Source organism: Senegalimassilia anaerobia JC110, assembly GCF_000236865.1.
Taxonomy (GTDB): domain Bacteria; phylum Actinomycetota; class Coriobacteriia; order Coriobacteriales; family Eggerthellaceae; genus Senegalimassilia; species Senegalimassilia anaerobia.
Genome location: NZ_HE611015.1, coordinates 654228 through 679958, shown reverse-complemented (window position 1 = coordinate 679958; position 25731 = coordinate 654228). Strand labels below are relative to the sequence as shown.

The following is a 25731-nucleotide window of genomic DNA, read 5'->3' as shown; positions in this document are numbered from 1 at the left end:
TGGCGGCCCGATCGGCGTTGCGGTGCATACGGGCCCCGCCCGGCATCGTGGGGCGAGCAGGTACCGCAGGGGGATCGTCCCTTGCGGGCCTCTCCACGTCTTGGGGCATTGTCCGGTGGGGCGGTCTGATCGGCGCCGCGCGCCGGCGCCGGCGCCTTATTTATCTTTATGAGGCCCCGGCGCGGTTCGCGGGCCTGGGCCGAGGGCCCGCAGGGGGATCGCCCCCTGTGGGTCTTTCTGTATTCCGAGGCCGTTCGCTGCCGGAGGATCTGCGCGAGGACTTCTTGCTGGACCGGTCCTGTGCACGGCATGTGCTGGAGGATCTGCGTGGGCTCCCTGCGGGCCTTCTAGCATTAACGTGGACTAGCAATCTGACGGAGGCGGTTCGGCCTGCACTTTCTCGGCGCTCTGCGGTATCGAAAAGATTTTGCATTGGACGTCCACCGTTATGGTGCCGGCGTTATGTGCCGCGTGTGTCGGAGGTGCGTGGGGTATATGCTCCTTCGATCTTATTATGTCTATGCTGCTATTGGCTTGTGTGGTCGGTTCTGCGATTGTCGCTTTCGGTGCTACACTTTTTAGTGAACGTTTTCGATAGCTGATTTTGGGCGCTGTTCTTTGATCGGGGGTTTGCATGACTGTGGTGCCGGACACCTTGGAGGATGCTGCTTTGGCCTTGGCTGACGGTCGACCTTGCATATTCCCGACGGATACCGTTTATGGCGTGGGTGTTGCTGTTTGCGCAGCTTCTGGGCCGGATATTCTCTTCGATGTTAAGCAAAGAGACGCTAGGAAGCCTATCGCTTGGCTTGTTGGGTCGATTGGCGATCTGCAAAGGTATGGCAAGAATCTTCCGTCAGGTGTTTGTCAGCTTGCTCACCGGTTTTGGCCGGGCGCCCTTACCGTTATCGTTGAAGCCTCGGATATAGTGCCGGCATCTTATCGGTCGGAGTCGGGCACCATTGGGCTGCGTATGCCTGCAAACGAAACCACGCTTGCTTTGATTCGCCGTGTAGGGAGCCCGCTTGCCACGACATCCGCCAATATCAGCGGTAGACCCTCGGTTTCTCGATTTGAGTTGCTCGATACGGAATTGCTCGCAAGGGTGGGGTGCGCTTTGCGAGATTCCGTTGAATCGTTGCACAGCGGCGTGGCATCTACGGTAATCGACTGCACTGGCGGAGGCGTGAGGATGGTTCGCGAAGGCGGAATCCCCTTTAGAGACGTCGCAGCTCAATCATAAGGATTGCGTGGGTAATGTTTTTGAGCAAGTGCGACAACATGTGCGGGTGTACTATCGGCTTTGCAGGCATCTATCAGTGGAAGGCGTAGATACATGAATATCAGCATTGCAAGCGACCATGCAGGTTTTGATCAGAAGCAGGTGCTGGCTGCGTATTTGAAGGAACTTGGTCACAACGTTATCGATCGCGGGCCGGATTGCGATGATCGCGTCGATTACCCGGATTTCGCCGAGATTGTTGCTCATGATGTTGTCAATGGCGAAGCTGAGCGAGGGGTGCTGGTGTGCGGCACTGGCATCGGTATGGCTATCGCTGCAAACAAGGTTGATGGGATTCGTGCGGCGAATATCGTGTCTCCCGCCTTCGCCGCGCTTTGCCGTGAGCATAACGATGCAAACGTCATCACGCTTTCTGGTCGCTTCGTCGATTTGTCAGCCAACAAGGAGATTTTGAAGTCGTTCCTTTCCACCGAGTTCGGCGGAGGGCGCCATGCAGGTCGTGTCGAGAAGATCATGGCGCTTGAGGGATAAGAGCGGCACTTACGGTTTTGCCCAATCAGAACGGCCGACGATTCGTCGGCCGTTTTTCCGTTTAAGGCCGTATCGTTACCGGATGATTGCGAGGATGTGCATACCCTGTGGGGCCGCGCGGTATGTGCTAGAGTACGGTTTGCAACGATTAATCAATTGGAAGGGTGTCCTCATGGCTATCGATCATGTGAAGCAAACCGATCCGGAAGTGGCAAGCGCGCTTGGGCAAGAGCTGTCTCGTCAGCGTTCGTCCGTCGAGTTGATCGCATCCGAGAACTTCACGTCTCAAGCCGTGATGGAGGCCATGGGCAGCGTTCTTACGAACAAGTACGCCGAAGGCTTGCCGGGCAAGCGCTATTACGGCGGTTGCGAGAAGGTCGATATCGTCGAGAACCTTGCACGCGAGCGCGCTTGCAAGCTGTACGGTGCAAAGTTTGCGAACGTCCAGCCGCACTCCGGTGCAAATGCCAACCTCGCCGCATATTTCGCCACGGTGAAGCCGGGTGATACGGTTATGGGCATGAGCCTGGATAACGGAGGCCACCTGACCCATGGCAGCCCGGCGAACTTCTCCGGCAAGCTGTACAACGTCGTTTCTTATGGCGTTGATCCCGAAACCGAGACCATCGATTACGACGAGATGGAGAAGCTGGCGAAAGAACACCAGCCTAAGCTGATCGTCGGCGGCGCCTCTGCCTATCCGCGCATCATCGACTTCGAGCGTATGGCGCAGATCGCGCATGAAGTCGGCGCATACCTTATGATCGACATGGCCCATATCGCCGGCCTGGTTGCCACGGGCGCGCATCCTTCCCCGGTGCCTTATGCGGACATCGTCACGTCCACCAGCCATAAGACCCTTCGTGGTCCGCGCGGCGGCTTCATCCTCACAAACGATGAGGACCTGTTCAAGAAGATCAATTCTGCCGTGTTCCCGGGTAGTCAGGGCGGCCCGCTCATGCATGTTATCGCTGGCAAGGCCGTTGCCTTCGGCGAGGCCCTGCAGCCGGCTTTCAAGGAATACATCGACCATGTGGTTGAGAACGCCGCTGCAATGGGTCAGGGCATGACCGATGGCGGCCTGCGTCTGGTGTCGGGCGGAACGGACAACCATCTGTGTCTGGTCGACTTGACTCCCGCCGATGTCACCGGTAAGGATGCCGAGAAGCTCTTGGAAAGCGTCGGCCTGACGGTGAACAAGAACACCATCCCCAACGAGCAGCGCAGCCCGTTCGTTGCCAGCGGTATCCGTGTGGGCAGCGCCGCCGCCACCAGCCGTGGGTTTACCAAAGAGGACTTCTACGAGGTGGGCCAGTGCATCGCTGCAACCGTGTTCAACGCCGCAGATGAGGCGAAGCTGGCAGACGTCAAGGCGAAGATCGATGCCATGCTGGAGAAGCATCCGCTGTATCCTGGCTTGGAGTATTAACAGTAAACAAAAGGTATAAGCCAACGGCCGGGCAAGGTGTCCTTGCTCGGCCGTTCGTGCATGGAAGGGGAGGGGCCGATGCCCGGGAGCACTGATCGCCGTCCGAGCTGGGACGAGTATTTCATGACGCTTGCCAACGAGGTCGCTACGCGCACCACGTGCCTTCGTCGCGCCGTGGGCGCGATCATCGTCAAAGATCGCAGAATCTTGGCCACAGGTTACAATGGCGTTCCCACGGGGTTGGCCCACTGCGCGGAAACGGGCTGCTTGCGTCAACAGCTGGGGGTGCCAAGCGGTCAGCGTCACGAGATTTGCCGAGGATTGCATGCGGAGCAGAACGCGATCATCCAGGCTGCACGTTACGGTATCAATATCACGGGCGCCTCGATTTACATAACTACCCAGCCATGCGTGGTGTGCGCGAAGATGCTCATCAACGCCGATATCGAGGAAATCATCTACTCGAACCCCTATCCGGATGAATTGGCGATGTCCATGCTTCGCGAAGCGGGCATCAAACTGCGTGTGTACGATGACGCTATGCAAAATAATGCAAATGCATAAAAACTGAACACTATCACGGTTTTGTTAATAAGAGAAAAAGTAGAGCAGGGTAAATGGTAGGCAAAATCGAATAAAATCACGCCGTTTGCCAACGTTTTGTGGCGATTGCGGAGTTTAGAGGGGGCCTGAGTGGTTCTACGTTATCATTAGCTCTGGTTTTTTATGCGGGAATCTTGATCAACGAAAGGTTTGGGTGAAACGCAGGTAATGGTTGCTGCCATCCTTATCGGTGCCATAACCGGTTTTGTCGGCTTTCTGCCGTTGTTCGCGGCTCTGCGTTTGGCTCGGAAGCATCCTTCGGTATCGATCGCCAATGCGGCGCTATACGGGCTAGGCGGCACATTCGTGTCTCTTGTAGTCGTTGCGGTCGCATTGATCGTATGCGCGCTCGTCGCGCGTCCGTCTGTGTTTCCCTTCGGCATGGCCGAAATCGTTTCGCTTATCGTTTGTACCGCAGCGTACGTGTGGCGTAAAAACGTTGCACGGTAATGTTGGATTCGTTTATTGGAAAGGCTGGGATGATCTGAGATGGGCGAGGCGCTCAACAAGTTCGTCGAAGAGGCACGGCACCTCTCCGAAACTTTCGATTCCCACACCGTATTCTCTATCGGCGGTTGGGACATCAGCCAGTACACGCTGTATATGTTCTTCATTTTGGCGTTGGTGCTGATGGTCGTTCTGATCGGAGGCCGCAAGCTTCAGCTGGTCCCGAAGAACAAGTTCCTGAACACCGTCGAGTATGGCTACGACTTCGTGAACACGAGCATCGGCCAGGACGTTATCGGTGAGGGTTTCAAGAAGCACATCCCGTTTTTGTGCACGCTGTTCTTCTTCATCCTCATCGCTAACGTCGTGGGTCTGATCCCGGGTGCGAAGGCCACCACGGGTACCATCTCCATCACGTGGGCGCTCGCAGCCATCTCGTTCGTGTACTTCAACTTCTACGGCCTGAAGACGCTGGGCGTGTTCGGCTACATCAAGAGCCTCGTGCCCTCCGGTGTTCCCGGCCCCATGGTCCCGATCATCTGGTTCCTGGAGTTCTTCTCCATGGTCATCCGTGTTCTGACGCTGGCAGTTCGTCTTTACGGCAACATGCTGGCAGGCCATATGGTTCTGGCCGTGTTCTCTTTGGCAACCACCGTGTTCCTGCAGCAGGCTGTTTTCAGCATGGACTTCGTTACCGCGCTGCCTGCTGTCGCATGGTTCGTTTTGCTGGTCCTCATGTATGCCATGGAGTGCCTGGTGGCGTTCCTTCAGGCGTACGTGTTTACCATCCTGTCCGCTTCCTACATCGGTATGGCGGTTCATCCCCACTGATGCGCGGACCGGCGGTCAAGCCGCCACCCGTTATGTTTGGCACCACAGCTGACGTAAGTAGATCAGCTTGGGCATATTGGCATGAGCACGGAGAAGGCTCCGGGTTCAACGAAGGAGGTAATTATGGAAATCACGCTCGCTGCGCTGAAGGTCGTCGGCTATGGCCTCGCCGCCATCGGCCCCGGCATCGGCATCGGCGTTGCAACGTATGGCCTGTGCGTGTCCGCTGCACGCCAGCCTGAGATGAAGGGCACCCTGATGGGCTACTTCTTCATCGGCGCTGCTATGTCCGAGGCTCTGGCACTGCTGGGCCTGGTCCTCTTCTTCATTGGCTAACAGGTTTTCGACTCAAGCAAGACCTATAGGCTAAGGAAAGGAGGCAAGCGAGTTGAACGTTAAGAACAAAGTGCTCCGTGGTTGCGGCAGCGCAGCCGTCGCATTCGGCGCGGCAAGCGCTATGCTTCCTGCTCAGGCATTTGCCGATGAAGGCAGCGGCGTTGCGGCTATCCTGCCGCAGATGGATGAGTTCATCCCCATGCTCGTTGCGTTCATCATCTTGTGGATCATCCTGGCGAAATTCGGTTGGCCGCTGTTCGAAGGCATGCTTGTCAAGCGCGAGACCACCATCAAGGACGCTCTCGAGCAGTCCGAGAACGCTCGCGTTGAAAGCGAGCGCGTGCTCGCCGAGTACAAGCGCCAGCTGGAGGAAACCAAGGCGCAGTCCGCGCAGATCATCGCCGACGCCAAGAAGACGGGCGAGGCCGTCAAGGCCGATATCACCGCCAAGGCCCAGGCTGAGGCTGCCGGTATGATCGAGAAGGCCCATGCTGCCATCGAGGCTGACAAGAAGGCCGCTATCGCCGAGCTCCAGGGTTCGGTGGCCGACCTGTCCGTCGCCGTGGCTTCCCGCCTGATCGGCGAGGACCTCAACGATGACGAGCACCGCAAGATCATCGAGCGCTACGTGAACGAGGCGGGCAGTTTCAATGCCAACTAACCGCCATGTTCAAAAGGAAAAGGTTGCAACCTATGCATCCGTCCTGCTGGATGCCGCTTTAGCGGCCGGCGGTCAGGATGCGGTGCTGGAGGTTCGCGACCAAGCCGAGCGCATTATCCGCATTATGCGTTCGAACATGGATCTCTCTAGCTCTTTGCAAGACAGCTCTTATACGCCCGAGCAGAGGAATAGCCTTGCGCGCAACGTGTTCGCGCAGGCACATCCGGTCCTTATCGATGTCTTGGCCGTCATGGCCGAGCGCGGGGACTTCGCGTTGCTCTCGCGCGTATGGGAGAGCTACGGAGAGCAGGTCGAACGCAAGCTGAACGTCACCGTGGTCGACGTAACCACCGTCGTGCCGCTCGACGATCACCTGCGCGAGGTTATTACGAAGAAATCCGAAGCCGACTTGGGCACCAAGGTCGTATTGCGTGAAAGCATCGACAAGTCCCTGATCGGCGGCATTTTGATGAGCGCCAACGGCAAGCGAATCGACGCCAGCATGACGTCGCAGCTTGAGGCCGCTCGCAACGTGCTGAAACATTCCACAGATGGAGGTGAATGCTAGTGACTGAAATCACCGCACAGTCTATTGACGCGGCGCTGCGCAAGCAGCTCGATGCGCTGAACACCAGTGTGGAATCCCGCGAGACGGGTTCCGTCATCCAGGTGGGCGACGGTATCGCTCGCGTTGATGGCCTGAAAAATGCGATGGCAGGCGAACTTTTGGAGTTCACCAGCTCTACCGGCCAGGTTGTCTACGGTATGGCACAGAACCTCGAAGAGGATGAAGTGGGCGCCGTTTTGCTGGGCGATGTCGCAGCAATCAAGGAAAACGACGCGGTCAAGACCACCGGTCGTCTGGTTGAGGTTCCGTCCGGCAAGGCCCTGCTCGGCCGTGTCGTGAACCCGCTGGGCATGCCGCTTGACGGCAAGGGCGAGATCAAGGCCGAGGGCACCCGCCCGGTCGAGTTCAAGGCTCCGGGCGTTATTCACCGCAAGCCCGTTCACGAGCCGATGCAGACCGGTATCCTGGCCGTCGACTCCATGATCCCGATCGGCCGTGGCCAGCGCGAGCTGATCATCGGCGACCGTCAGACCGGTAAGACTGCCATCGCCGTCGATGCCATTCTGAACCAGAAGGGCAAGGACATGGTCTGCATCTACGTCGCCGTGGGCCAGAAGGCCTCCACGGTGGCCAACGTGCAGGAGACCCTGGAGAAGCATGGCGCGATGGATTACACCATCATCGTCAACGCTTCCGCTTCCGATTCCGCTCCGCTGCAGTACATCGCCCCGATGGCTGGTGCTGCAATGGGCGAGTACTTCGTCTACAACGGCGAGGACGGCAAGCCCGCCGGTCCGGAGAACCCGGGTCGTCACGTGCTCATCGTCTACGATGACCTGACCAAGCAGGCCGTGGCTTATCGTCAGATGTCTCTGACCCTGCGTCGCCCGCCGGGACGCGAGGCTTACCCGGGCGACATCTTCTACCTGCATTCGCGCCTGCTGGAGCGTGCTGTGAAGATGAACGAGCAGAATGGTCTCGGCTCCATGACGGCTCTGCCGATTATCGAGACCCAGGCCGGCGACGTCTCCGCTTACATCCCGACGAACGTCATTTCCATCACCGACGGTCAGATCTACCTGCAGACCGACCTGTTCTTCCAGGGTCAGCGCCCTGCAGTCGACGTGGGCATCTCCGTGTCCCGAGTCGGCGGCTCTGCGCAGATCAAGCAGATGAAGCAGGTTGCCGGTACGTTGAAGCTCGACCTGGCCGCGTTCCGCGAGCTGAAGGCCTTCACCCAGTTCGGTTCCGATCTGGACAAGGCCACGCAAGATCAGCTGACCCGCGGCGCTGCCATGACCGAGCTGCTGAAGCAGAACCGCTTCTGCATGATGGACGTCTACGACCAGGCCGTTGCCATCTACGCTGGTGGCAAGGGTTACCTGGACGATGTTCCGACCGAGGACATCGTGCGCTTCCGCACCGAGCTGCTGGAGTTCCTGCATGCTTCCAAGCCGGAGGTGTTCGACGAGCTGGCCAAGGCCGGTAAGTGGACTGGTGACGTCGAGAACCTGACCAACGCTGCGATCGAGGCTTTCAAGCTTCAGTTCGCTCCCACGGCGTAAGGTAGGTAGAGATGCCCAACCTTCACGACATTGAAAGGCGTATCGGCTCCGTCTCTTCGACGAAGCAGATCACGCGTACCATGGAAATGGTTGCTGCTGCGAAGATCCGCCTTGCCGGTGAACGCGTGGCGGCGGCTACGCCGTACGCCGAGTCCATGGTCGAAATGTTGGCCAACGTTGCCAAGCGTGTAGGTGGCTCCGAGAATGCGCTGTTGCGCAAGCATGACGAGGTCAAGAACGTGCTGATCGTCGTCGTCGTGTCGGACCGCGGTCTGGCCGGCGGCTTCAACAGCAACGTGCTGCGCCAAGTCGATCGTTTGATGAAGAGCAAGCAGGCGGCCGGCGCTGAGGTCAGCGTCGTTGCCTGCGGCAAGAAGGCCATCGGCTATTACACGTATCGCCGTGTCGAGCCGGTTCTTGCCTTCGCTGGCCAGTCCGCCGACCCTACGGTCGAGGAAGCGGACGAGATCGCCGCGTATGCGGTGGATGCTTACGCCAACGGATCGATCGACGAGGTCATCGTGGTGTACAACCACGCTAAGAATTCGGCAGAGCAGCAGCTTCGCGAGGAGTTGCTGCTCCCCGTCGACACGTCGGCCTTCGAAGCCGCTAAGGCTGAGACCGCTGACGAGTCCGCGGGCGAGAAGCTTGAGGGCGATGTGATCTTCGAGCCGAGCCCTGAAGCTGTTCTTGACCAGCTGCTGCCGGCGTATGTTCGCACTACGCTGTATCATGCGCTGATCGACTCGGCAGCTGCTGAGCAGGGCGCACGCCGCAACGCCATGATGTCGGCAACGGACAATGCCACCGAGATGGTTAACACGTTGACCAGATTGTATAACCGCGTACGCCAGGGCGCTATCACGACCGAGATTTCGGAAATCGTCGGTGGCGCTGCTGCTTTGGAGGATTAAATGGCTGAACATTTGTTTACTAAGGAGGAGGTCGAGGCCAGCAAAGGCGCCACGGGTCGCATCGTGCGTATCGTCGGTCCTGTTGTTGACGTTGAGTTCCCCCCTGATCAGCTGCCGGCGATTTACAACGCGCTGACGGTTGACGCTAAGACCGAGGCGGGCGACCTGCACGTCGTCCTCGAGGTCGAAACCCACCTGCCGGGCAACATCGTCCGCTCCGTCGCCATGAGCTCGACCGACGGTCTGATCCGTGGCCTGGACGTTCTGGATACGGGCCATCCCATCATGATGCCCGTCGGCCAGGAGACCCTGGGTCGCATCTGGAACGTCATGGGCGAGCCCGTTGACGAGAAGCCCATGCCCGAGGTCACCGGCTACATGCCCATCCATCGTCCTGCTCCCGAGTATGACGAGCTGGTCACGAAGACCGAGATCTTTGAGACGGGCATCAAGGCCATCGACCTGATCGAGCCGTTCGTCAAGGGCGGTAAGACCGGTCTGTTCGGCGGCGCCGGCGTTGGCAAGACCGTTATCATCCAGGAACTCATCAACAACCTGGCTCAGGAGCACGGCGGCACTTCCGTGTTCACCGGCGTTGGCGAGCGTACCCGTGAGGGTACCGACCTGTACCTGGAGATGAGCGACTCTGGCGTTATCAACAAGACCTGCTTGGTCTACGGCCAGATGAATGAGCCTCCGGGAGCCCGTCTGCGCGTCGGCCTGGCTGGTCTGACCGAGGCCGAATACTTCCGTGATCAGGGCCAGGACGTTCTGCTGTTCGTGGACAACATCTTCCGCTTCACGCAGGCCGGTTCCGAGGTGTCCGCACTGCTCGGTCGTATGCCGTCCGCTGTTGGTTACCAGCCCACGCTGGCAACCGAGATGGGCGACCTGCAGGAGCGCATCACGTCCACGTCCACGGGTTCCATCACGTCTGTGCAGGCAGTTTACGTGCCCGCCGACGACTTGACCGACCCCGCTCCGGCCACGACGTTCACGCACCTGGACGCGAAGACGGTTCTGTCCCGTTCCATCGCCGAGCTGGGCATCTACCCGGCCGTCGACCCGCTGGAGTCCACCTCCCGCGCTCTGGATCCCGCAATCGTGGGCGAGGAGCACTACCGTGTGGCCACCGGCATTCAGGAGCTGCTGCAGAACTACAAGGACCTGCAGGACATCATCGCCATCCTTGGTATGGACGAGCTGTCCGAGGAGCAGAAGCTCACGGTTTCCCGTGCGCGTAAGGCTCAGCAGTTCTTCGGCCAGTGCTTCCACGTGGCAACGCAGTTCACGGGCCTGCCCGGTAAGTACGTCAAGATGGAGGACACCGTCCGTTCCTTTGCCGCCATCCTCGACGGCGAGTGCGATGAGATCCCCGAGCAGTGCTTCCGCCTGAAGGGCGGCATCGACGACGTCTACGCTGCTTACGAGGAAATGAAGAAGGAAGAAGCGTAGTATGGCTAGCTTCAAGTGCGACATCGTCACGCCTGCCGAGAAGCTTGCAGCTTGCGAGGTTGAAATGGTCGTCGTCCCGGGCGTCGAGGGCGAGATGGGCTTTCTGGCCGGTCACGCTCCGTTGGTGTCCGTGCTGGCTGATGGCGAGATCCGCCTGACGCCTGCAGAGGGCGGCCCCGTGCAGCGCTACGAAGTCAAGGGCGGCTACGTGCAGGTTACCGACGACAAGGTGATCATCCTTGCCGATAGCGCAACGCCTGTTGCTGCATAGCCTGGGTGTTGGCTTGAGCATCTGAACCCGCGGCCGCTGGTGCGACTGCTGGCAACGCGACGGTCGTATCCATCGGCTGTTCACCTGAAACGGCTCCCGCCGAAAGGCGGGGGCCGTTTTGCGTAGGGCCGCATGAAACCCCGCGCGAAATCCATCGTTTGTTCGAACACGCGTGCGCTAAAGGCTGCTATGATGGGGAACCGGAAAACCCTGCTTCGGTCAATCGGCGCCCAGCCTGACCGAAGCGCAGCACATCACTTGCGAGAAGATTCGAGGCGCATCCATGGCGTTCGTTCATTTGCATAACCATACTGAATATTCGTTGCTTGACGGCCTGACTCATATCAAGGATATGGTGCGCCGCGCGGCTGAGCTCGACATGCCTGCTGTCGCCATCAGCGATCATGGCGTTATGTCGGGCGTCCCCGAGCTGTGCGATGCTTGTGCCGCCGTCGAGAAGGAAACCGGCAAGAAGGTCAAGCCGATTTACGGCTGCGAAGTGTATTTCACCACCGACGAGGAGCTTCGCAAGGATGTGAAGCCCAAGCTTTACCACTTGCTGCTGCTCGCCAAAACCAACGAGGGCTATCACAACCTGTTGAACCTGGTCAGCGAATCTCATGTTGACAACTTCTACTACAAGCCGCGTACCACGTTCAGCATGTTGCAGAAGTATGGCAAGGGCATTATCGGCTCGTCTGCGTGCATCGCGGGCATCATTCCGAAACTGCTTGACAATCGCCAGTTCGATGAGGCGGTGGAGTGGGCAAACAAGTTCGCGAGCTGCTTCGAACCGGGCGATTTCTATATCGAGCTGCAAAACCAAGGCATCCGCACTGACGGCGGGCTTACGCAAACGGAGCTGAATCATCAGCTAACCGAGGTTGCGCATCGTGCGGGTCTGAAGACCATCGCAACGAACGATTTCCATTACCTGCTGCAGGAAGATGCGAAGGCGCAGGATATCATGCTGTGCATCGGCACGGGCTCGGCGGTCAACGATACGAATCGCATGAAGTTCGAGAACGACCAGTTCTATATGAAAACGGAAGAGGAGATGCGCGAGGCGCTTCGCGATTTCCCCGAGGCATGCGATACTACGGTGGAGGTTGCCGAGAAGTGCAACGTCATCCTTGAGCGCGATTCCATTCTGCCGAAGTTCCCGCTTCCCGAGGGCGAGACGGACGAGAGCTGGTTCCGCCATCAGGTGCTCGAAGGCATGAAGAAGCGCTACGGCGACCCTATTCCCAAAGAGCCGCTCGATCGTGCCGAATACGAGATGAGCGTCATCATCCAGCAGGGCTTTCCTGCGTACTTCCTGATCGTGCAGGAATACTTGGACTGGGCGCGAAGCCAGGGCATCGGTGTTGGGCCGGGCCGTGGTTCCGCTGCTGGTTCGATCGTTGCATACGCTATGGGTATCACCGACTTGGAGCCGCTTTCCAACGGCTTGCTGTTCGAGCGATTCCTTTCCCCGGAACGCGTTGAGATGCCCGATATCGACTGCGACTTCGAGGATGAACGTCGTCAAGAGGTCATCGAGCACATTCGCGAGGTGTACGGCGCTGATCACGTTACGGGCGTTATCACGTTCGGCAAGCTGCAGGCGAAAAACGCCGTGCGCGACGCGGCGCGCGTGCTCGACTATCCCTACAGCGTAGGCGACAAGATCTGCAAGATGATCGGCGACGAGCTGGGCATCACTATCCAGAAGGCGCTGGACACGAACCCCGATCTAAAGAAGGCCTACGACACCGAAGAGGATGTCAAGGCGGTCGTAGACGCGGCGCAGTCCATCGAGGGCCACGTGCGCGGCGAGGGCGTGCATGCGTGCGCAACCATCATCTGCCGAGACCCTATGGCCGACCATGTGCCGGTCAAACGCGATACCAAGGGCGGCGGCATCATCACGCAATATGACGGCCATTACACGCCGGACCTGGGCCTGCTGAAGATGGACTTCCTTGGCTTGCGCACGTTGGGCGTGCTTTCGCGTGCGTGCCGCAACGTGGAGATGACCACGGGTCGTAAGATCATCCCCGAGGAGATTCCTACTGACGATGAGGCGGCTTTCGCTCTCATGCGTTCGGGCAACATGGACGGCTTGTTCCAGGTTGAGGGTGGCTTGTATGTAAGCTTGTTCGCACGCCTGCCACCGAAGAGGTTCAGCGACATCGTGGCTTCGATCGCCCTGAATCGTCCGGGCCCGTTGGAGTCCGGCATGGTCGACGACTATGTCAAGGTGGCAAGCGGTAAAACGCCCGTGCACTACTACGACGAGCGTCTGCGCCCGGTGCTTGAGGAAACCTATGGCACCATGGTGTACCAAGAGCAGATCATGCAGGTGTCCATGGTCATGAGCGGCTTTTCCGCCGGTAAGGCAGACAAGCTGCGTAAGGCAATGGGCAAGAAGAAGCTCGACATCATGCGCATGCTGCAGGAGGACTGGAACAACGGCGCGGTCGAGAACGGGTACTCGCTTGAGATCGCGAAGAAGATCTGGGACGACGCGGAGAAGTTCGCAAAGTACGCGTTCAACAAATCGCATTCGGCTGCGTACTCGATCCTGGTTATGCGCACCGCCTATCTGAAGGCGCATTACCCGAACGAGTACATGGCTGCAGTGTTGTCCAGCTATATGGGCAATACCGACCGCTTGATCCGCTATATCTCCAGCTGCAATCACAACGGCACGCCCGTGCTGCCGCCGGATATCAACTCGTCGAACGCCGAGTTCACGCCGGTTGAGAACGGCATCCGTTTCGGCCTGGTCGGCGTGCGCGGCGTCGGTCGCAACGTGGCGGACGAGATTATAGATGAGCGCGAGAAGAACGGCCCGTTCACCAGCTTGCACGACTTCGTGAACCGCGTCGATGCAAAGTGCTACAACCGAAAGACGCTCGAAGCGCTCATCAAGGGCGGCGCGTTCGATTCGACGGGGTACACGCGTAAGCAGCTCATGTACTTCATCGAGGAGACGCCGCTTCTGGAAGGCGCTGCGAAGCGCCAGAAGGACCGCGATCGCGGCCAGGTGAGCATGTTCGATCTGTTCGCGGACGATGCGGATTCGGGTTTCCAGGAAGATGTGCCCGCTCCTGACGGAGTGGAGTGGCCGAAGCGCCAGCTGCTGACGTACGAGAAGGAGATCATGAAGATCTACGTCTCGGACCATCCGCTCACGCCGTACGAGAACTACATCTCGCGCATTACGAAGTGGCAGTTGGGTGATTTAGCCGAGCGCACGAAGGAGATCAAGTCCGCGGTGTTCGTGGGAATGGTGTCCAATGTTGTGACGAAGCTGACGAAGCGCGGCACGAAGATGGCCACGTTCGACCTGGAAGACACCACGGGCCACGTGGAATGCATCTGCTTCAAGTACGAGGAGAACGCCGAGGCCATCCAAGAGGATACCATCGTCAAGATTAAGGGCAAGTTCGAGCATTCCGATCGCGGCAACCAGATCATGGTGTTCGAGACGGAAACGCTTGAGCTGAGCGAAGAGGATGCGAAGCCTCGTCAGCTGCGCCTGAGCGTGCCTATGTCGGACTTCGATCAATCGAAGTCCATGCGCTTGAACCGCATCCTGAAATCGTACCCGGGGCGTGATGGTGTGGTGCTGTTCGTGAAGCAAAGCGACGGGCACAAGTTCCGGGCGGAGCTGCCGGTCACGGTGGATGCGGAAAGCCCCATCATGCGCAGCGAGCTGACGGATCTGTTCGGCTACAACGTGCTCACTGCGTAGCGGGTGCACTGCTTGGTATTGGATATCCCATGGGACCCGGATGTGAATCCGGGTCCCGTTTCTTTTGACGGGCGTTGTCGCGTATCATGGACCGCATGGATAAAGCGATTGAACATAATGAGCAAGCGTTGCAAGCGGAAGCCGCGAGGATGCAGGCGGAAGGCGCAACGGCGTATGCCGATGCGGCACGGGCGAGCGATGCCGTGGGCTTCGAACGCGAGGATGCTGAGCGCACCTTGTCGCTGACTGTGTCCTATAATGGCGGCCCGTTCTGCGGATTCGCCCGTCAGCCCGGCAAGCTTACCGTGCAGGGAGAGCTTGAGCAGGCGCTATCCCTGGTGATGCGCCGGCCGGTGGAGGTGGTGTGCTCGGGCCGCACGGATGCGGGCGTGCATGCGCTTGGCCAGGTGGTCAGCTTCAACGTTTCCGTCAAGGAGCTTGAAAGCCGTAGCCTGTACAGCCTGCGTCGAAGCTTGAATGCGTTGACGCATGAGGACATCACGGTGCGCACGGTCGAGGAACGCGAGCCGGGTTTCAGTGCTCGATTCGATGCGCAATGGCGCGAATACCACTACCATATCTGCCTGGATGATACGCCGCCGCTGTTCATGCGCGATTTCAGCTGGTTCGTGCATGCCGATCTGGATATACCGGCGATGCAGCAGGCAGCGCGCTACCTGGAAGGCGAGCACGACTTCAAAAGCTTCTGCATGGCGGCCAGCGCCGTGGGCAAGCCCACGTGCCGCAACGTGCACGAGATCTCGCTTTCGCGCGAGACCATCATGGGCGAGGAGGTGCTGACCATCAAGGTGGTGGGTAACGCGTTCCTGCATTCCATGGTGCGCACCATCGTGGGCACGCTTGTCATGGTGGGCCGCGGCCTGCGCAAGCCCGAATGGGTGAGCAAGGTGCTTGAGGCCTGCGACCGAACCGCGGCGGGGGAGAATGCTCCAGCCGCCGGCCTGGTGTTTTGGAAGGTGCAGTACTGATGGCGGGTAAGCAGGAGGCCAAGCGCTCCGGGAGCAAGGTGGAAAGAAAACGCCATCTTGCGAAGTTCACCCATCTGTATGAAAGCCGGGATAAGCGCTTGTGCGTGTTCGAGGACGAGCATGGCCATCTGACGAGCGTTCGTGCTTCGCGCTTGGCGTGATGGCGGGCTTTTCGGTCACCGTTTTATCGACAAAAGAGGCCCCTTGCAACCTGGTTGCAAGGGGCCTCGGCGTTTCATCATAGCGCTGACTAGCGGGCCTGCGGCTTCTCGGGCACCGTCTTGTCCACGAAGTAAATCTTGTACCACATGAGGAACATGTAGACGATCCAGATCTTTCGGCTGCGGTCGGCGCCGGCTTTGTGCTCGTCAAGCAGTCGCACCAGCTCATCGGTGTTGAAGAACTCGCGCGCGATGTCGCCGGTGAACCATTCCTTCACCTGGTTGTAGTAGCGGTCCTGGCGTAGCCAGTTCACCACGGGGACGGGGAAGCCGAGCTTCTCCTTCTGCGCCCAGTCCTTCGGGATGGCGCGCTCGGACGCCTCGCGCAGCGTGAGCTTGGTTTGCGTTTCGTTGGCCTTGAGCGGCGTGGGGATGGTTGCCGACACGTCGAACACGCGGCGGTCCAAAAACGGCACGCGGGACTCCAGCGAGTGGGCCATGGACATCTTGTCCGTTTTCAGCAGGATGTCGCCGACCAGCCAGAAGTACAGGTCCACGTACTGCATGCGTGTGGTTTCGTCCAGGTCCTTCACCTCGGCGTATACCGGTGCGGTGAGCTGCTGGGGGGTGGGGGCGTTGCAGCCGCCGCGCAGCAGCTGGGCGCGCTCCTCCACGGTGAAGGCGACGCCGTTGGCGTTGGTGTAGTACCAATCCTCGGGGGTTTCGCTGGCGCGCTCAAGGTAGTTCGCGCCGCGGATGCCCAGCTTGCGCATGACGCCGGAGGCGCCGCGCAGCAGGCCCTTCGGGGCCCAGGAAAGCTTGGCGTTGGAGAACGGCGTTTGGTAGATGCGGTAACCGCCGAAGAACTCGTCGGCGCCTTCGCCGGAAAGCACCGCCTTGACCTGCGTTGCCGCGATCTGGTCCACGAAGTACAGTGCCACGGCGGAGGGGTCGGCGGACGGCTCGTCCATGTGCCACTGCACACGGGGCAGGCTTTCCCAATACTCGTCCTCGCCGATGTACTTGTTGGTGTTGGCGATGTGCAGCTCGTCGGCGAGCTCGTGAGCCCACGAAATCTCGTCGCGCATCATGCCGCCGGCACCCTCGGCGTTGTTGGCGGCGGCGTTCTTGTAGCAATCGAATCCCACGGTGAACGTTTTGATGTCGGGGTTTTCCTTGGCCAGGCAAGCCGCCATGTAGCTGGAGTCGATGCCCGAGGACAGGAAGCTGCCGACCTCGACGTCGGCCACATTGTGGTAGCGCACGCTGTCGCGCACTGCTTCGTCGATGGCCTCGACGGTATCCTGACGGCTACGCTGCGCATCGAAGTTGTACTCGGGACGCCAGTAGCGGCGCTCGGTGATGGACCCGTCGGCATGCACGGTCATGCAGTGCGCGGGAGCCAGTTTGAAGATGCCCTTGAAGAACGTCTCGGGAAGGGCGCTGAACTGGAAGCACAGGTACTGCTCGAGCGCTTCGCGGTTGAGCTCGCGCGTGTAGTCCGGATGCTCGAGGATGCACTTGATCTCGGAAGCGAAGATGAAGCGGCCGTTTTGCTGCGTGTAGTAGAACGGCTTGATGCCGAAGAAGTCGCGGGCGCAGAACAGCTCGCGCGAATCGCGGTCCCAGATGGCGAACGCGAACATGCCGCGCAGGCGGTCGAGCACGCCTTCGCCCCATGCCAGATAGCCTGTGAGCAGGACTTCGGTGTCGGAGTTGGTTTGGAACTGCCAGCCCTGCGCCTCAAGCTCGGCGCGCAGGTCGCGGTAGTTGTAGATCTCGCCGTTGAACACGATGGCGAAGCGCCCCTTGGCGGCAGCCTGCTCGGGCGTGCCGCACGGGGTGCCATCAAGGCGCAGCGCCGGCGAGGTGATGGCGGCGGCGTGATCACCCGTGGAGCGCACCATGGGCTGGTTGCCGTTGGCAAGGTCGATGAGCGAAAGGCGGCGATGGCCCAAGGCGATGCCGCTTTCGGCGTCGATGTACTGGCCTTCGCCGTCGGGCCCGCGATGGGCCATGACGTCGCACATGGCTTTCAGTGTAGGCAGGCTTGCATCATCAGCCTGCGTGAATCCGCAGATACCGCACATGGTGAGGCATCCCTCCAATCGTATATAAAGGTAAGGTTCATCATAACGAATGGGGCGGACGGTGGCACGCCTCCCGCGAAAAGCGCAGATTTTCCAACGAGCCCGCGGGGAGCGCGGCGGCGTTTGTGCGACGCATGCTACACTGCGGGGAAAGAATCGCTTGCGCGATAGGGGCGCCTGCGCTGGTCGGCTGAAAGGGATTGCGGGGAAAGGCTCGCCTGAACCGGTGGGCCGGTGACGCTTGCGGGGAAAGCGCGCTTGGAACGAAAGGGCTCGCGGGCGGGAAGGGCTTTTCGCGCCCGCCTGCTCGCGTCGCGTCTTGTTCGGTCTGTTGGGACGACGGCGGATTGCTCGCAAAGGCTTTCGCGACGTTGAATACGTTGATGGGGAAGGAGCGTGTCATGAAGGTGCATGTGGAGTTGGATGGTGGCCTGTTGGCGGATAGGTTTGGAAAGTATGCGTCGGAGCCGGACCGGCTGGAGGGTTTTCCCGTGCGTTCGTTTCCCATCGAGATAAACGATGTGCCGCAGGAAGCGCGGACGATTGCCCTGGCGTTCGTCGATTACGACGCGATCCCCGTGGGCGGCTTCTGCTGGATCCACTGGACCGCGTGTAATCTGCCGGCGACCACCACGCTTATTCCCGAGGACGCCAGCCGCACGGGGGCGGTTGATATGGTGCAGGGCCGCAACAGCAATTGGTCGCCCATGGCGCATGGTAGCGACAACCCGCAAGTGCACTCCCGTTATTGCGGCCCGCAGCCGCCTGATGCCACGCACAGCTACACGTTGGACGTGTATGCCCTCGATTGCGAGCTGGGGCTGCCGGAAGGCTTTTATCTCAACGAGCTGCGTCGCGCGATGAACGGCCATGTGCTGGATCAGGCGTCCGTGGAGCTGCCGAGCCGCGCGTAGGGTCGATGCGGTGCGTAGCCCCTTTTGATTCGTCCGATAAGGGAGATTCTTACAGTAATGAAACGGATTCTGTGGTTTGGCGTTGTACGGAGTAGTGCAACAGGTGGGGTATTTTACAATGACGGGTACGCAATAGGGCGCCTGTCGTCTTGACGTTTGGGCGTGGGCGGTCTGCCGTGGGGCTGGCCGCCCGCGCTTGTTTTCGCGATGGCGCCGCAAGGTTATGAAACCGCGCTTAGTAGCGCCGGCTATGGAAGAGGTACCGCCTGCTATGAAAAACGTTCTGCACGTGCTCGGCCGCGACCTGCTGCGCCTTTTGAAGGCGCCGGCCGCCCTGGTGGTGGTCGTGGTGCTGGTCGTGCTGCCGTCGACGTACACGTGGTTCAACGTCATCGGCTTTTGGAACCCCTACGACAACACGGGAAACATGCGCGTATGCGTGGTGAATCAGGATGCCGGGTCCGAGAACGACTTGATGGGTCAGATGAACCTGGGCAACCAGATAGTGGACACGCTGCATGAGAACAACCAGTTGAAATGGGAGTTCACCGATTACGACGACGCGATGCGCAAGGTGGAATCGGGCGAGGTGTATGCGGCGTTCGTCATCCCCGAGGACTTCACCGCCAACCTGTTCACCATCGTGACGGGCGATTTTCAGCAGCCTAACCTGCAGTATTACGTCAACGAGAAGATGAACCCTGTGTCGCCGAAGGTGACCGATGCGGGTTCCTCCGCCCTTGACGAGACCATCAACAGCCAGTTCGTGTCGACGGTCAGCTCGGTGGTGGCGGACACGCTCAACGACAAGGTCGCCGAGGCCGAGCAGAACCTGAGCACCGCGCAGAACAGCTCTGCCGCGCAGCTATCGCGCGCCGTCGATTCCGTTTCCAATGCGCGTACGACCGTGAGCGGGTTGGCGGCGTCCACCGAGGAGGCCCGCCAGAAGGCGCAGTCGGCGAAGGGCCAGCTAGAGCAGGCTCGTGCCGATGCGCAAACCGTGCAGGACCAGCTGCAGCAGGTCAGCGACCTTTCCCTGACGCTGCAAAACAGCCTGGGCACATTCACGTCGGTGGCCATGCCCGGCATGTCGAACACGAACCTGATGCTGTCCCAGGTGGCTTCGCAGGCGGCCGGGGCGGTCACTGATGCTTCCAATGCCATATCCGGCGCGCAAGGCACCGTGGATGCCGCGGCCGATCGCGCCCAGGGCGTGCTGGACACGAACGTCGCCGTCATCGAGCAGCTGCAGATCGTGCACGACCAGATGCCCGATTCCGACCCGAACAAGGAGCAGCTGCGGTTCGCCATCGAGTCCCTGACCGCTCGCAACGCCGAGCTGCAGCGCGACCTGAACGACCTGAAGACGCTCAGCGGCGATGTGGACGCCACGGCCGCCAGCGTCGCCGCCGCCGCCAACACCGTCAATGCTGCTGCGCAAAACGCCATCACCGCTTCGGGGGCATACCAGCAGCAGCTGTTCGGGAGCGCGTTGCCGCAGGTGAGCAACGGCATCTCCCAGGTCGGCATCGCCGCCGCCAGCTTGAAGGGGGCCATCTCAAACCAAGGCTATCTGATCGACGAGACCTCGGGCGTGATCGATCAGCTGTCGGGGACGCTGCATGTGGCAAGCGACGCCATGGCGCAAACCGACGTGCTGCTGTCCAGCCTTGAGGGGACCATGCGCCAAGCGCGCAACGACGTGGCCCTGTTGGGGACGTCGTCGGCGGTGTCGGAGCTGGTCGACAACGGGCGTATCGACCCGGAGAAGATCGCCGAGTTCATGCAGGCGCCCACGCAGGTGACCACCGAGAAGCTGTACCCGCTCAACGCCTACGGTTCCGCCATGGCCCCGCTGTTCATCAGCCTGAGCCTGTGGATCGGCACGTTGATGCTGTGCGTCATCTTGAAGCTGGAGGTCGATAAGGAAGGCGTGCCGGGCTTGACGGTTATGCAGGGCTATATCGGCCGCTGGCTGTTCTTCGCCCTGCTGGTGACCCTGCAGGCCGTGGTGTGCGTGGCGGGCTGCCTGTTCATCGGCGTGCAGGCGGCATCGGTGCCGGCGTTTTTCGCAACGGCTATCCTGCTGTCGCTTTCGTACCTGTGCATCACATACACGCTGTCGTCGTCGTTCCAGCACATCGGCATCGGCTTGTGCATCATCATGGTGTTCGTCCAGATCCCGGGCGGCACGGGTTTGTACCCGGTCGAGATGACCGATGCCTTCTTTCGCACGGTGTATCCCATGTTCCCGTTCACCTACGGCATCAACGCCTTGCGCGAGGCCATCGGCGGCTTCTATGGCACGCAGTGGCTGGGTTATTGCGGGGTGCTGCTGCTCATCGCGCTGTCCATGGCGCTGGTGGGCTTGTTCGTGCGACCGCATCTGACCAACCTCAACCGCCTGGTGGCGAAAGAGATTCAGCAAAGTGACCTGCTCAACGTCGAGGAGGCCTTGGTGCCCGAGCGCCGTTACCGTATCGGGCAGCTTATCCGGGCATTGTCCGACCATGACGAGTTCCACAATACGGTGCGCCAGCAGGCCGATACATTCCTGAGGCATTATCCTCGCTTGAAGCGCGGCGCGCTCATTTTGGGCATCGCCGTGCCGGTGGCGGTTTCGGTGGTGTTCGCCGTGACCACTACTGAGAAGGTGGTCATTCTGACGGCATGGCTGACCTGGTTGGTTATCCTTATCGGCTTTTTGCTGGGATTGGAGATGGTACGCGACAACATCCAGCGCCAGGCGTCCATCGACAACATGAGCGACGACGAGCTGCGCGGGCATCTGGCTGATCGGGGCAAAAAAGTGGTTAAGGAATTGGTGCCTGCCGCCATGTCGACGGCGCGCGTTTCGGTGCCCGTCGACCGTTCCGCCCGCGCGGCGGGCGTGTCCGTGCCGCTGCCGCCTGTGGGCGTGGCTGCCGACGACCTGGCGGACCAGCCCGTCTCGGCGTGCGGCGCCGAGGATGCCGGGCGGTGCGCTGCCCGCAAGCCGAAGGATGCTCCGGGTAAAGGCGCATCGCTGATGGACTTGGCGGCAAAGGGCAGACCGGCGTACTTCGACGGCCCGTTTTTGACCGACGAGGAGGCTCATGGTGAAAAGGGCGAAGACGGCAAGGGCGATGAGGAGCTGCTCGAGGCTGAGGTGCCCGCTCTTGAGCTGAGCGCCGAGGACCTTAAGGCGCTTGCGCAGCGCAAGGCCGAGCGCGGCAAGCACGGGAAGAAGCAGAAGAAGCATAAGAAGAAGGGCGATTCGAAGAAGGGGGGCGGCCATGCGTAACGTGTTCAAGCTGTTCTCCTACGATATCAAGCACCTGTTCGGCAACGTGATAACCGTGGTCATCGTCTTGGGCCTGGTGTTCTTGCCGTCCATTTTCACGTGGTACAACGTCATCGCGTGCTGGAACGTGTTCGATAACACGGGCAACCTGAAGGTGGCCGTCGCCAATTCCGACGAGGGATATCAAAGCGACCTGCTGCCCACGAAGATCAACGTTGGCGACAGCGTGGAGTCGGCGCTGCGCGCCAACGACCAGCTTGACTGGGTGTTCACCGACGAGGAGGATGCCATCGACGGCGCGCGATCGGGCAAGTACTATGCGGCGGTGGTCATCCCGCAAAGCTTCAGCTCCGACATGATGAGCTTCTACTCCGAAAATGCCGAGCACGCCGAGCTCATCTACTATGAGAATGAGAAGAAGAACGCCGTGGCACCGCGCGTGACCGATCAGGCGTCTAGCAAGGTTGCCGCCCAGGTGAACACCACGTTCGCCGAGACCATCTCCGATGTGGCCCTGGGGCTGATCGATTCGCTGGGGACGGTGGCAGATGATGCCGATGCGGCGGGGCGGGTTGCCAAGCTTTCGGGCACCATATCCTCGTCCGCCGATCAGATGCGCACCGCCGCCGACGTGCTCGAGTCGTACGCGAACCTGGCGGGAACGGCACAGGCGCTCGTAGGAAGTTCCACCCAGCTTCTGGGCAATGCGCAAAATGCGGTGAAGGATGCGCAGCAGCAGGCCTCGGGAGCGAAAAGCGGCGCCGAGACCATCGGCGATGCGCTGACGACGTCGGTTTCGTCCTTGTCCGATGCCCTGGCCCAAAGCTCCGACGGCTTCAACCAGGTGCCCGCGGCCATCGATAAGGTATATGCGCAGGTGGATACCGATAAGGCGAACGCCGCGCAAAGCCTTCGCGACCAGGCGGCCGACGTGGATTCCCAGATAGAGCGCTATCAGCAGCTCATCGAGGTGCTCGAATCCATCAAGCCGCAGCTCGACGAGCAGTACCGCCCCGCGGTGGATGCCGTGGTGTCGCAGCTGAACACGTCCATATCCTCGCTTGGGAAACTGCGCGACAGCTTGACCTCGGCGGCGGACAAGATGGCTACCGGCAACGACCCGGAGTCCTCGGCCCGCGCCGATATCCAGGCGAAGCTCGACGAGGCGAAGGCGAACGCCGACAAGCTGAAGAACGATTACGAGAATAACCTGAAGCCGGGCCTTGAGAGCTTGGCGAGCTCGGTGGCGCAGGCGGCTCAGTCCCTTTCGGCGCGCGCTTCGCAGCTTTCCGGCGTGGGCGACGGCTTGAACGGCGCCGCGTCCTCGGTGGCGTCCGACCTTGCGGGCGCGCAGAGCGCCATCCGCGCCATGTCCGATGAGCTGCATGGGTCGGCCGACAAGATGTCGGCGTTGTCTCAGCGCGTCAACGAAGCGTTGGCCAGCGGAAACGTGGAGCAGCTGAAGCAGGTTATCGGCTCGGACCCCGAGGCTCTTGCCAAGGCGGTGTCCGCACCTGTGGGGGTGGAGCGCATCGCCGTGTTCCCGGTGGAGGACTTCGGCTCTGCCATGGCGCCGTTGTATACCACGCTGGCCCTGTGGGTGGGGTCGTTGCTGATCATGGTGCTGCTGAACCCGGTTCCCTCCGAACGTGCCAAGCGCGAGGCGGGGCTGGTCGAGCCCAAGTCCTGGCAGCTGTTCTTCGGGCGCTACGGCGCGCCGTTCGTATTGGCCTTCATGCAATCGACGGTGGTGTGCCTGGGCAACATGCTGTTCGTGGGGGTCCAGGTTGCCAACCCGCTGCTGTACCTTGTGTGCTTCTGGACGGCGGGCTTCGTGTTCAGCTTCATCATCTACACGCTGGTGTCGCTGTTCGCCAACCTTGGCAAGGCGCTTGCCGTGCTGTTGCTCATCATCTACGTGACCGGCGGCGGTGGCAGCTTCCCCTTGCAGCTGCTGCCCGGCTTCTTCCAGGCCGTCAGCCCGTTTTTGCCGGCGACGCACGTCATCAACGCCATGCGCGCGGCGAGCATGGGCGTGTACCAGAACGATTTCTGGGTGCAGATCGGCATAACGCTCGCCTTCATCGTGCCGTTCGTGATCATGGGCATCCTGCGGCCGGTGCTCTCGCGCTTCACGTATTGGTTCGTGGAGCAGGTGGAGAAATCGAAGGTGGTCGCCTAGCCGACGGCTGCCGGAAGGCTGGTCTCTCAGGGCGCGGTCCGGTTTCGGGCCGCGCCCTTTTCGCGTATGCGCGTGCGTTCGGCCCCGTTCGGCGGTTCGTCTTGCCTTGCGGGAGGGTTCCGATCGCGGGTCAGCGGCCCGTCGCGCGCTGCATAGAGTATAATCATGAGCAGGTTCAACACGGTGCGTTACCTGCTTGAACGACGGCAACGTAACGGTTGGGTCCAAAAGCAAGGCGCCAAGGGGCAAGCCTTGTGCATCCGGCGATCGTCCGCCGGTTTCAAGCCCGTGCGGCGGGGTGCCGCTGGGCGCTTTTGAGGGAAGGAGCCCGTTATGATGTTCCGTCATGTCATGGTCCCCTATGATGGGTCCGATCACGCGAAGAACGCTCTGAACTACGCCAAGGACCTGGTTGCCGGCGATGCCGACGCCAAGCTGTCCGTGGTGCATGCCGTGCCGTCCAGCTACATGGGCGTGGACCGCATGGGAACCGATGGCGCGCTTGACGGTGTGCCCTACGGCATGCTGGACTACGAGGAGTATCAGGGCGTGGTCAAGCGCGTGCTCGACGAGGCGCAGAAGCGCGTTGTCGAGGATCTGGGCGATGCTCTGGCCGATCTGGGAGACCGTGCCCAGGTGGAGGCCGTTGCCGGCGCTTCTCCGGCAGATGCGCTGTCGCGTTATGCCGAGGAGCACGATTGCGACCTTATCGTCATGGGTCGTCGCGGCCTGGGCGCCATCCGCGGCATGCTGGGCAGCGTCAGCTTCGGCGTGCTGCGCGCCACCGATGTGCCGGTGCTTACGGTGAAGTAGCCTTCGCCTGTTGTTTTGGCCGATAAGCCGCCTGCAGCGCTTGCCGTTGCGGGCGGCTTTTTCGCGTTTCGGGGCGTATGGCGGGGCTCGGGCACCTGCCTTCGAATCGGGCGCGTCCGACGTTATGGCGATGCGGCATTGCTGAACCGTGTCAGGTGCCGGGGCGTTGCGGAGACGGGGCGATGAGGTTGCATCTCTGCTTGCGTCGCGATCGGCGCCGCCGGTGCGCTAAGCCGCTTGCGTCCCCAGCGCCCAGCGCACCAGCATCTTGCCGGCGACGACGCCCAGCACGCATACGGCCAAGCTGCCGAGCGCATAGGCGCCGCCTATGGCGTATTCGCCGCGCTCGATCAGCCCGAGCGTTTCCAGCGAGAAGGTGCTGAACGTGGTGAAGCCGCCGCACAGGCCGGTTTTCACGAACAGCACGGCGTTTGAGGGCAGCATGCCGGGACGGACGCTGGCCGCTTCCACCACGGCGCCGATGGCCACGGCGCCCGTGAAGTTGATGACGAAGGTGATGAGCGGGAATTGCCCCTGATAGGGGAGCAGCCCAAGCAGATAGCGCGCGATGGCTCCGCAAAAACCGCCTGCTCCGACGCATAATGCCGCGATCATGGCACATCCTTTCCAATGCGTGTTCTTCGGGTTCGTATTGTAGTGCAACCCGTTGCCGCGTGCGTTGGTTGCTAGACTGGACGGGAAC

The 25731-nt window shown here is 60.6% G+C and carries 22 protein-coding genes; 20 read left to right on the top strand and 2 right to left on the bottom strand.

The window, feature by feature from the left end:
* The first annotated feature begins 634 nt into the window (after positions 1-634).
* From SFHG_RS11240 to SFHG_RS10605, 16 genes are all read left to right on the top strand, one after another.
* Positions 635-1243 carry an L-threonylcarbamoyladenylate synthase gene (locus SFHG_RS11240; protein WP_081468959.1) on the top strand — a complete coding sequence of 203 codons (609 nt, stop codon included), beginning with the start codon at positions 635-637 and terminating at the stop codon, positions 1241-1243.
* A gap of 93 nt (positions 1244-1336) precedes the next feature.
* Positions 1337-1774: a ribose 5-phosphate isomerase B gene (gene rpiB, locus SFHG_RS06295; RefSeq protein WP_042435074.1), complete on the top strand. Its 438-nt coding sequence runs from the start codon at positions 1337-1339 to the stop codon at positions 1772-1774.
* Between the two features lie 172 nt (positions 1775-1946).
* Positions 1947-3203, top strand: a complete 1257-nt coding sequence (gene glyA, locus SFHG_RS06290; RefSeq protein WP_042435070.1) for a serine hydroxymethyltransferase — start codon at positions 1947-1949, stop codon at positions 3201-3203.
* A gap of 78 nt (positions 3204-3281) precedes the next feature.
* Positions 3282-3767 carry a deoxycytidylate deaminase gene (locus SFHG_RS06285; protein ID WP_042435068.1) on the top strand — a complete coding sequence of 162 codons (486 nt, stop codon included), beginning with the start codon at positions 3282-3284 and terminating at the stop codon, positions 3765-3767.
* 189 nt (positions 3768-3956) lie between these two features.
* On the top strand, positions 3957-4256 hold the full coding sequence (locus tag SFHG_RS06280; protein ID WP_202898118.1) for a hypothetical protein: 300 nt from the start codon (positions 3957-3959) through the stop codon (positions 4254-4256).
* 39 nt (positions 4257-4295) lie between these two features.
* Positions 4296-5084 (top strand): F0F1 ATP synthase subunit A, encoded by a 789-nt coding sequence (atpB, locus tag SFHG_RS06275; protein ID WP_042435062.1) that lies wholly within the window; start codon positions 4296-4298, stop codon positions 5082-5084.
* Positions 5085-5207: 123 nt separating this feature from the next.
* On the top strand, positions 5208-5420 hold the full coding sequence (gene atpE, locus SFHG_RS06270) for an ATP synthase F0 subunit C (RefSeq protein ID WP_042435060.1): 213 nt from the start codon (positions 5208-5210) through the stop codon (positions 5418-5420).
* 52 nt (positions 5421-5472) lie between these two features.
* The gene (gene atpF / locus SFHG_RS06265) at positions 5473-6081 is read left to right on the top strand and encodes a F0F1 ATP synthase subunit B (RefSeq protein WP_042435058.1); all 609 of its coding nucleotides are present in this window, start codon (positions 5473-5475) and stop codon (positions 6079-6081) included.
* Positions 6071-6649: an ATP synthase F1 subunit delta gene (gene atpH, locus SFHG_RS06260; RefSeq protein ID WP_042435055.1), complete on the top strand. Its 579-nt coding sequence runs from the start codon at positions 6071-6073 to the stop codon at positions 6647-6649. The genes atpF and atpH overlap by 11 nt, the downstream gene beginning before the upstream one ends.
* Positions 6643-8214 carry a F0F1 ATP synthase subunit alpha gene (atpA, locus tag SFHG_RS06255; protein WP_181859444.1) on the top strand — a complete coding sequence of 524 codons (1572 nt, stop codon included), beginning with the start codon at positions 6643-6645 and terminating at the stop codon, positions 8212-8214. Before atpH ends, atpA begins: the two co-directional genes overlap by 7 nt.
* A gap of 11 nt (positions 8215-8225) precedes the next feature.
* Positions 8226-9128: an ATP synthase F1 subunit gamma gene (atpG, locus tag SFHG_RS06250; protein ID WP_042435050.1), complete on the top strand. Its 903-nt coding sequence runs from the start codon at positions 8226-8228 to the stop codon at positions 9126-9128.
* Entirely contained in the window at positions 9129-10583 is a 1455-nt protein-coding gene (gene atpD, locus SFHG_RS06245) for a F0F1 ATP synthase subunit beta (protein WP_042435046.1), read from the top strand.
* A gap of 1 nt (position 10584) precedes the next feature.
* Entirely contained in the window at positions 10585-10854 is a 270-nt protein-coding gene (gene atpC, locus SFHG_RS06240) for an ATP synthase F1 subunit epsilon (protein ID WP_042435044.1), read from the top strand.
* 283 nt (positions 10855-11137) lie between these two features.
* Positions 11138-14596, top strand: coding sequence for a DNA polymerase III subunit alpha (gene dnaE, locus SFHG_RS06235; protein ID WP_042435042.1), 3459 nt, complete (start codon positions 11138-11140; stop codon positions 14594-14596).
* A gap of 149 nt (positions 14597-14745) precedes the next feature.
* Entirely contained in the window at positions 14746-15585 is an 840-nt protein-coding gene (gene truA, locus SFHG_RS06230) for a tRNA pseudouridine(38-40) synthase TruA (RefSeq protein WP_081468958.1), read from the top strand.
* Positions 15585-15746: a hypothetical protein gene (locus SFHG_RS10605; RefSeq protein ID WP_155815087.1), complete on the top strand. Its 162-nt coding sequence runs from the start codon at positions 15585-15587 to the stop codon at positions 15744-15746. Before truA ends, SFHG_RS10605 begins: the two co-directional genes overlap by 1 nt.
* An 89-nt stretch (positions 15747-15835) precedes the next feature.
* Here SFHG_RS10605 and asnB read toward each other — a convergent pair whose 3' ends face one another.
* A complete protein-coding gene (asnB, locus tag SFHG_RS06225) occupies positions 15836-17836 on the bottom strand; it encodes an asparagine synthase (glutamine-hydrolyzing) (protein ID WP_042435039.1) in 2001 nt (666 codons plus the stop codon).
* Positions 17837-18237: 401 nt separating this feature from the next.
* Here asnB and SFHG_RS06220 point away from each other — a divergent pair, with 401 nt between their 5' ends.
* From SFHG_RS06220 to SFHG_RS06205, 4 genes are all read left to right on the top strand, one after another.
* The gene (locus tag SFHG_RS06220) at positions 18238-18750 is read left to right on the top strand and encodes a YbhB/YbcL family Raf kinase inhibitor-like protein (RefSeq protein ID WP_042435036.1); all 513 of its coding nucleotides are present in this window, start codon (positions 18238-18240) and stop codon (positions 18748-18750) included.
* 271 nt (positions 18751-19021) lie between these two features.
* The gene (locus SFHG_RS06215; protein ID WP_052297822.1) at positions 19022-22033 is read left to right on the top strand and encodes a YhgE/Pip domain-containing protein; all 3012 of its coding nucleotides are present in this window, start codon (positions 19022-19024) and stop codon (positions 22031-22033) included.
* Complete coding sequence (locus SFHG_RS06210; protein WP_042435033.1) at positions 22026-24215, top strand: YhgE/Pip domain-containing protein; 2190 nt, start codon at positions 22026-22028, stop codon at positions 24213-24215. The genes SFHG_RS06215 and SFHG_RS06210 overlap by 8 nt, the downstream gene beginning before the upstream one ends.
* 333 nt (positions 24216-24548) lie before the next feature.
* Entirely contained in the window at positions 24549-25028 is a 480-nt protein-coding gene (locus SFHG_RS06205; RefSeq protein ID WP_042435030.1) for a universal stress protein, read from the top strand.
* A gap of 228 nt (positions 25029-25256) precedes the next feature.
* Here SFHG_RS06205 and crcB read toward each other — a convergent pair whose 3' ends face one another.
* On the bottom strand, positions 25257-25643 hold the full coding sequence (crcB, locus tag SFHG_RS06200; protein ID WP_042435027.1) for a fluoride efflux transporter CrcB: 387 nt from the start codon (positions 25641-25643) through the stop codon (positions 25257-25259).
* Positions 25644-25731 lie beyond the last annotated feature (88 nt).

Coding starts and splice junctions, on each gene's coding strand:
- SFHG_RS11240 (WP_081468959.1), top strand. CDS start 635: ATGACTGTGGTGCCGGACACCTTGGAGGATGCTGCTTTGGCCTTGGCT.
- rpiB (WP_042435074.1), top strand. CDS start 1,337: ATGAATATCAGCATTGCAAGCGACCATGCAGGTTTTGATCAGAAGCAG.
- glyA (WP_042435070.1), top strand. CDS start 1,947: ATGGCTATCGATCATGTGAAGCAAACCGATCCGGAAGTGGCAAGCGCG.
- SFHG_RS06285 (WP_042435068.1), top strand. CDS start 3,282: ATGCCCGGGAGCACTGATCGCCGTCCGAGCTGGGACGAGTATTTCATG.
- atpB (WP_042435062.1), top strand. CDS start 4,296: ATGGGCGAGGCGCTCAACAAGTTCGTCGAAGAGGCACGGCACCTCTCC.
- atpE (WP_042435060.1), top strand. CDS start 5,208: ATGGAAATCACGCTCGCTGCGCTGAAGGTCGTCGGCTATGGCCTCGCC.
- atpH (WP_042435055.1), top strand. CDS start 6,071: ATGCCAACTAACCGCCATGTTCAAAAGGAAAAGGTTGCAACCTATGCA.
- atpA (WP_181859444.1), top strand. CDS start 6,643: ATGCTAGTGACTGAAATCACCGCACAGTCTATTGACGCGGCGCTGCGC.
- atpG (WP_042435050.1), top strand. CDS start 8,226: ATGCCCAACCTTCACGACATTGAAAGGCGTATCGGCTCCGTCTCTTCG.
- atpD (WP_042435046.1), top strand. CDS start 9,129: ATGGCTGAACATTTGTTTACTAAGGAGGAGGTCGAGGCCAGCAAAGGC.
- atpC (WP_042435044.1), top strand. CDS start 10,585: ATGGCTAGCTTCAAGTGCGACATCGTCACGCCTGCCGAGAAGCTTGCA.
- dnaE (WP_042435042.1), top strand. CDS start 11,138: ATGGCGTTCGTTCATTTGCATAACCATACTGAATATTCGTTGCTTGAC.
- truA (WP_081468958.1), top strand. CDS start 14,746: ATGCAGGCGGAAGGCGCAACGGCGTATGCCGATGCGGCACGGGCGAGC.
- SFHG_RS10605 (WP_155815087.1), top strand. CDS start 15,585: ATGGCGGGTAAGCAGGAGGCCAAGCGCTCCGGGAGCAAGGTGGAAAGA.
- asnB (WP_042435039.1), bottom strand. CDS start 17,836: ATGTGCGGTATCTGCGGATTCACGCAGGCTGATGATGCAAGCCTGCCT.
- SFHG_RS06220 (WP_042435036.1), top strand. CDS start 18,238: ATGAAGGTGCATGTGGAGTTGGATGGTGGCCTGTTGGCGGATAGGTTT.
- SFHG_RS06215 (WP_052297822.1), top strand. CDS start 19,022: ATGAAAAACGTTCTGCACGTGCTCGGCCGCGACCTGCTGCGCCTTTTG.
- SFHG_RS06210 (WP_042435033.1), top strand. CDS start 22,026: ATGCGTAACGTGTTCAAGCTGTTCTCCTACGATATCAAGCACCTGTTC.
- SFHG_RS06205 (WP_042435030.1), top strand. CDS start 24,549: ATGATGTTCCGTCATGTCATGGTCCCCTATGATGGGTCCGATCACGCG.
- crcB (WP_042435027.1), bottom strand. CDS start 25,643: ATGATCGCGGCATTATGCGTCGGAGCAGGCGGTTTTTGCGGAGCCATC.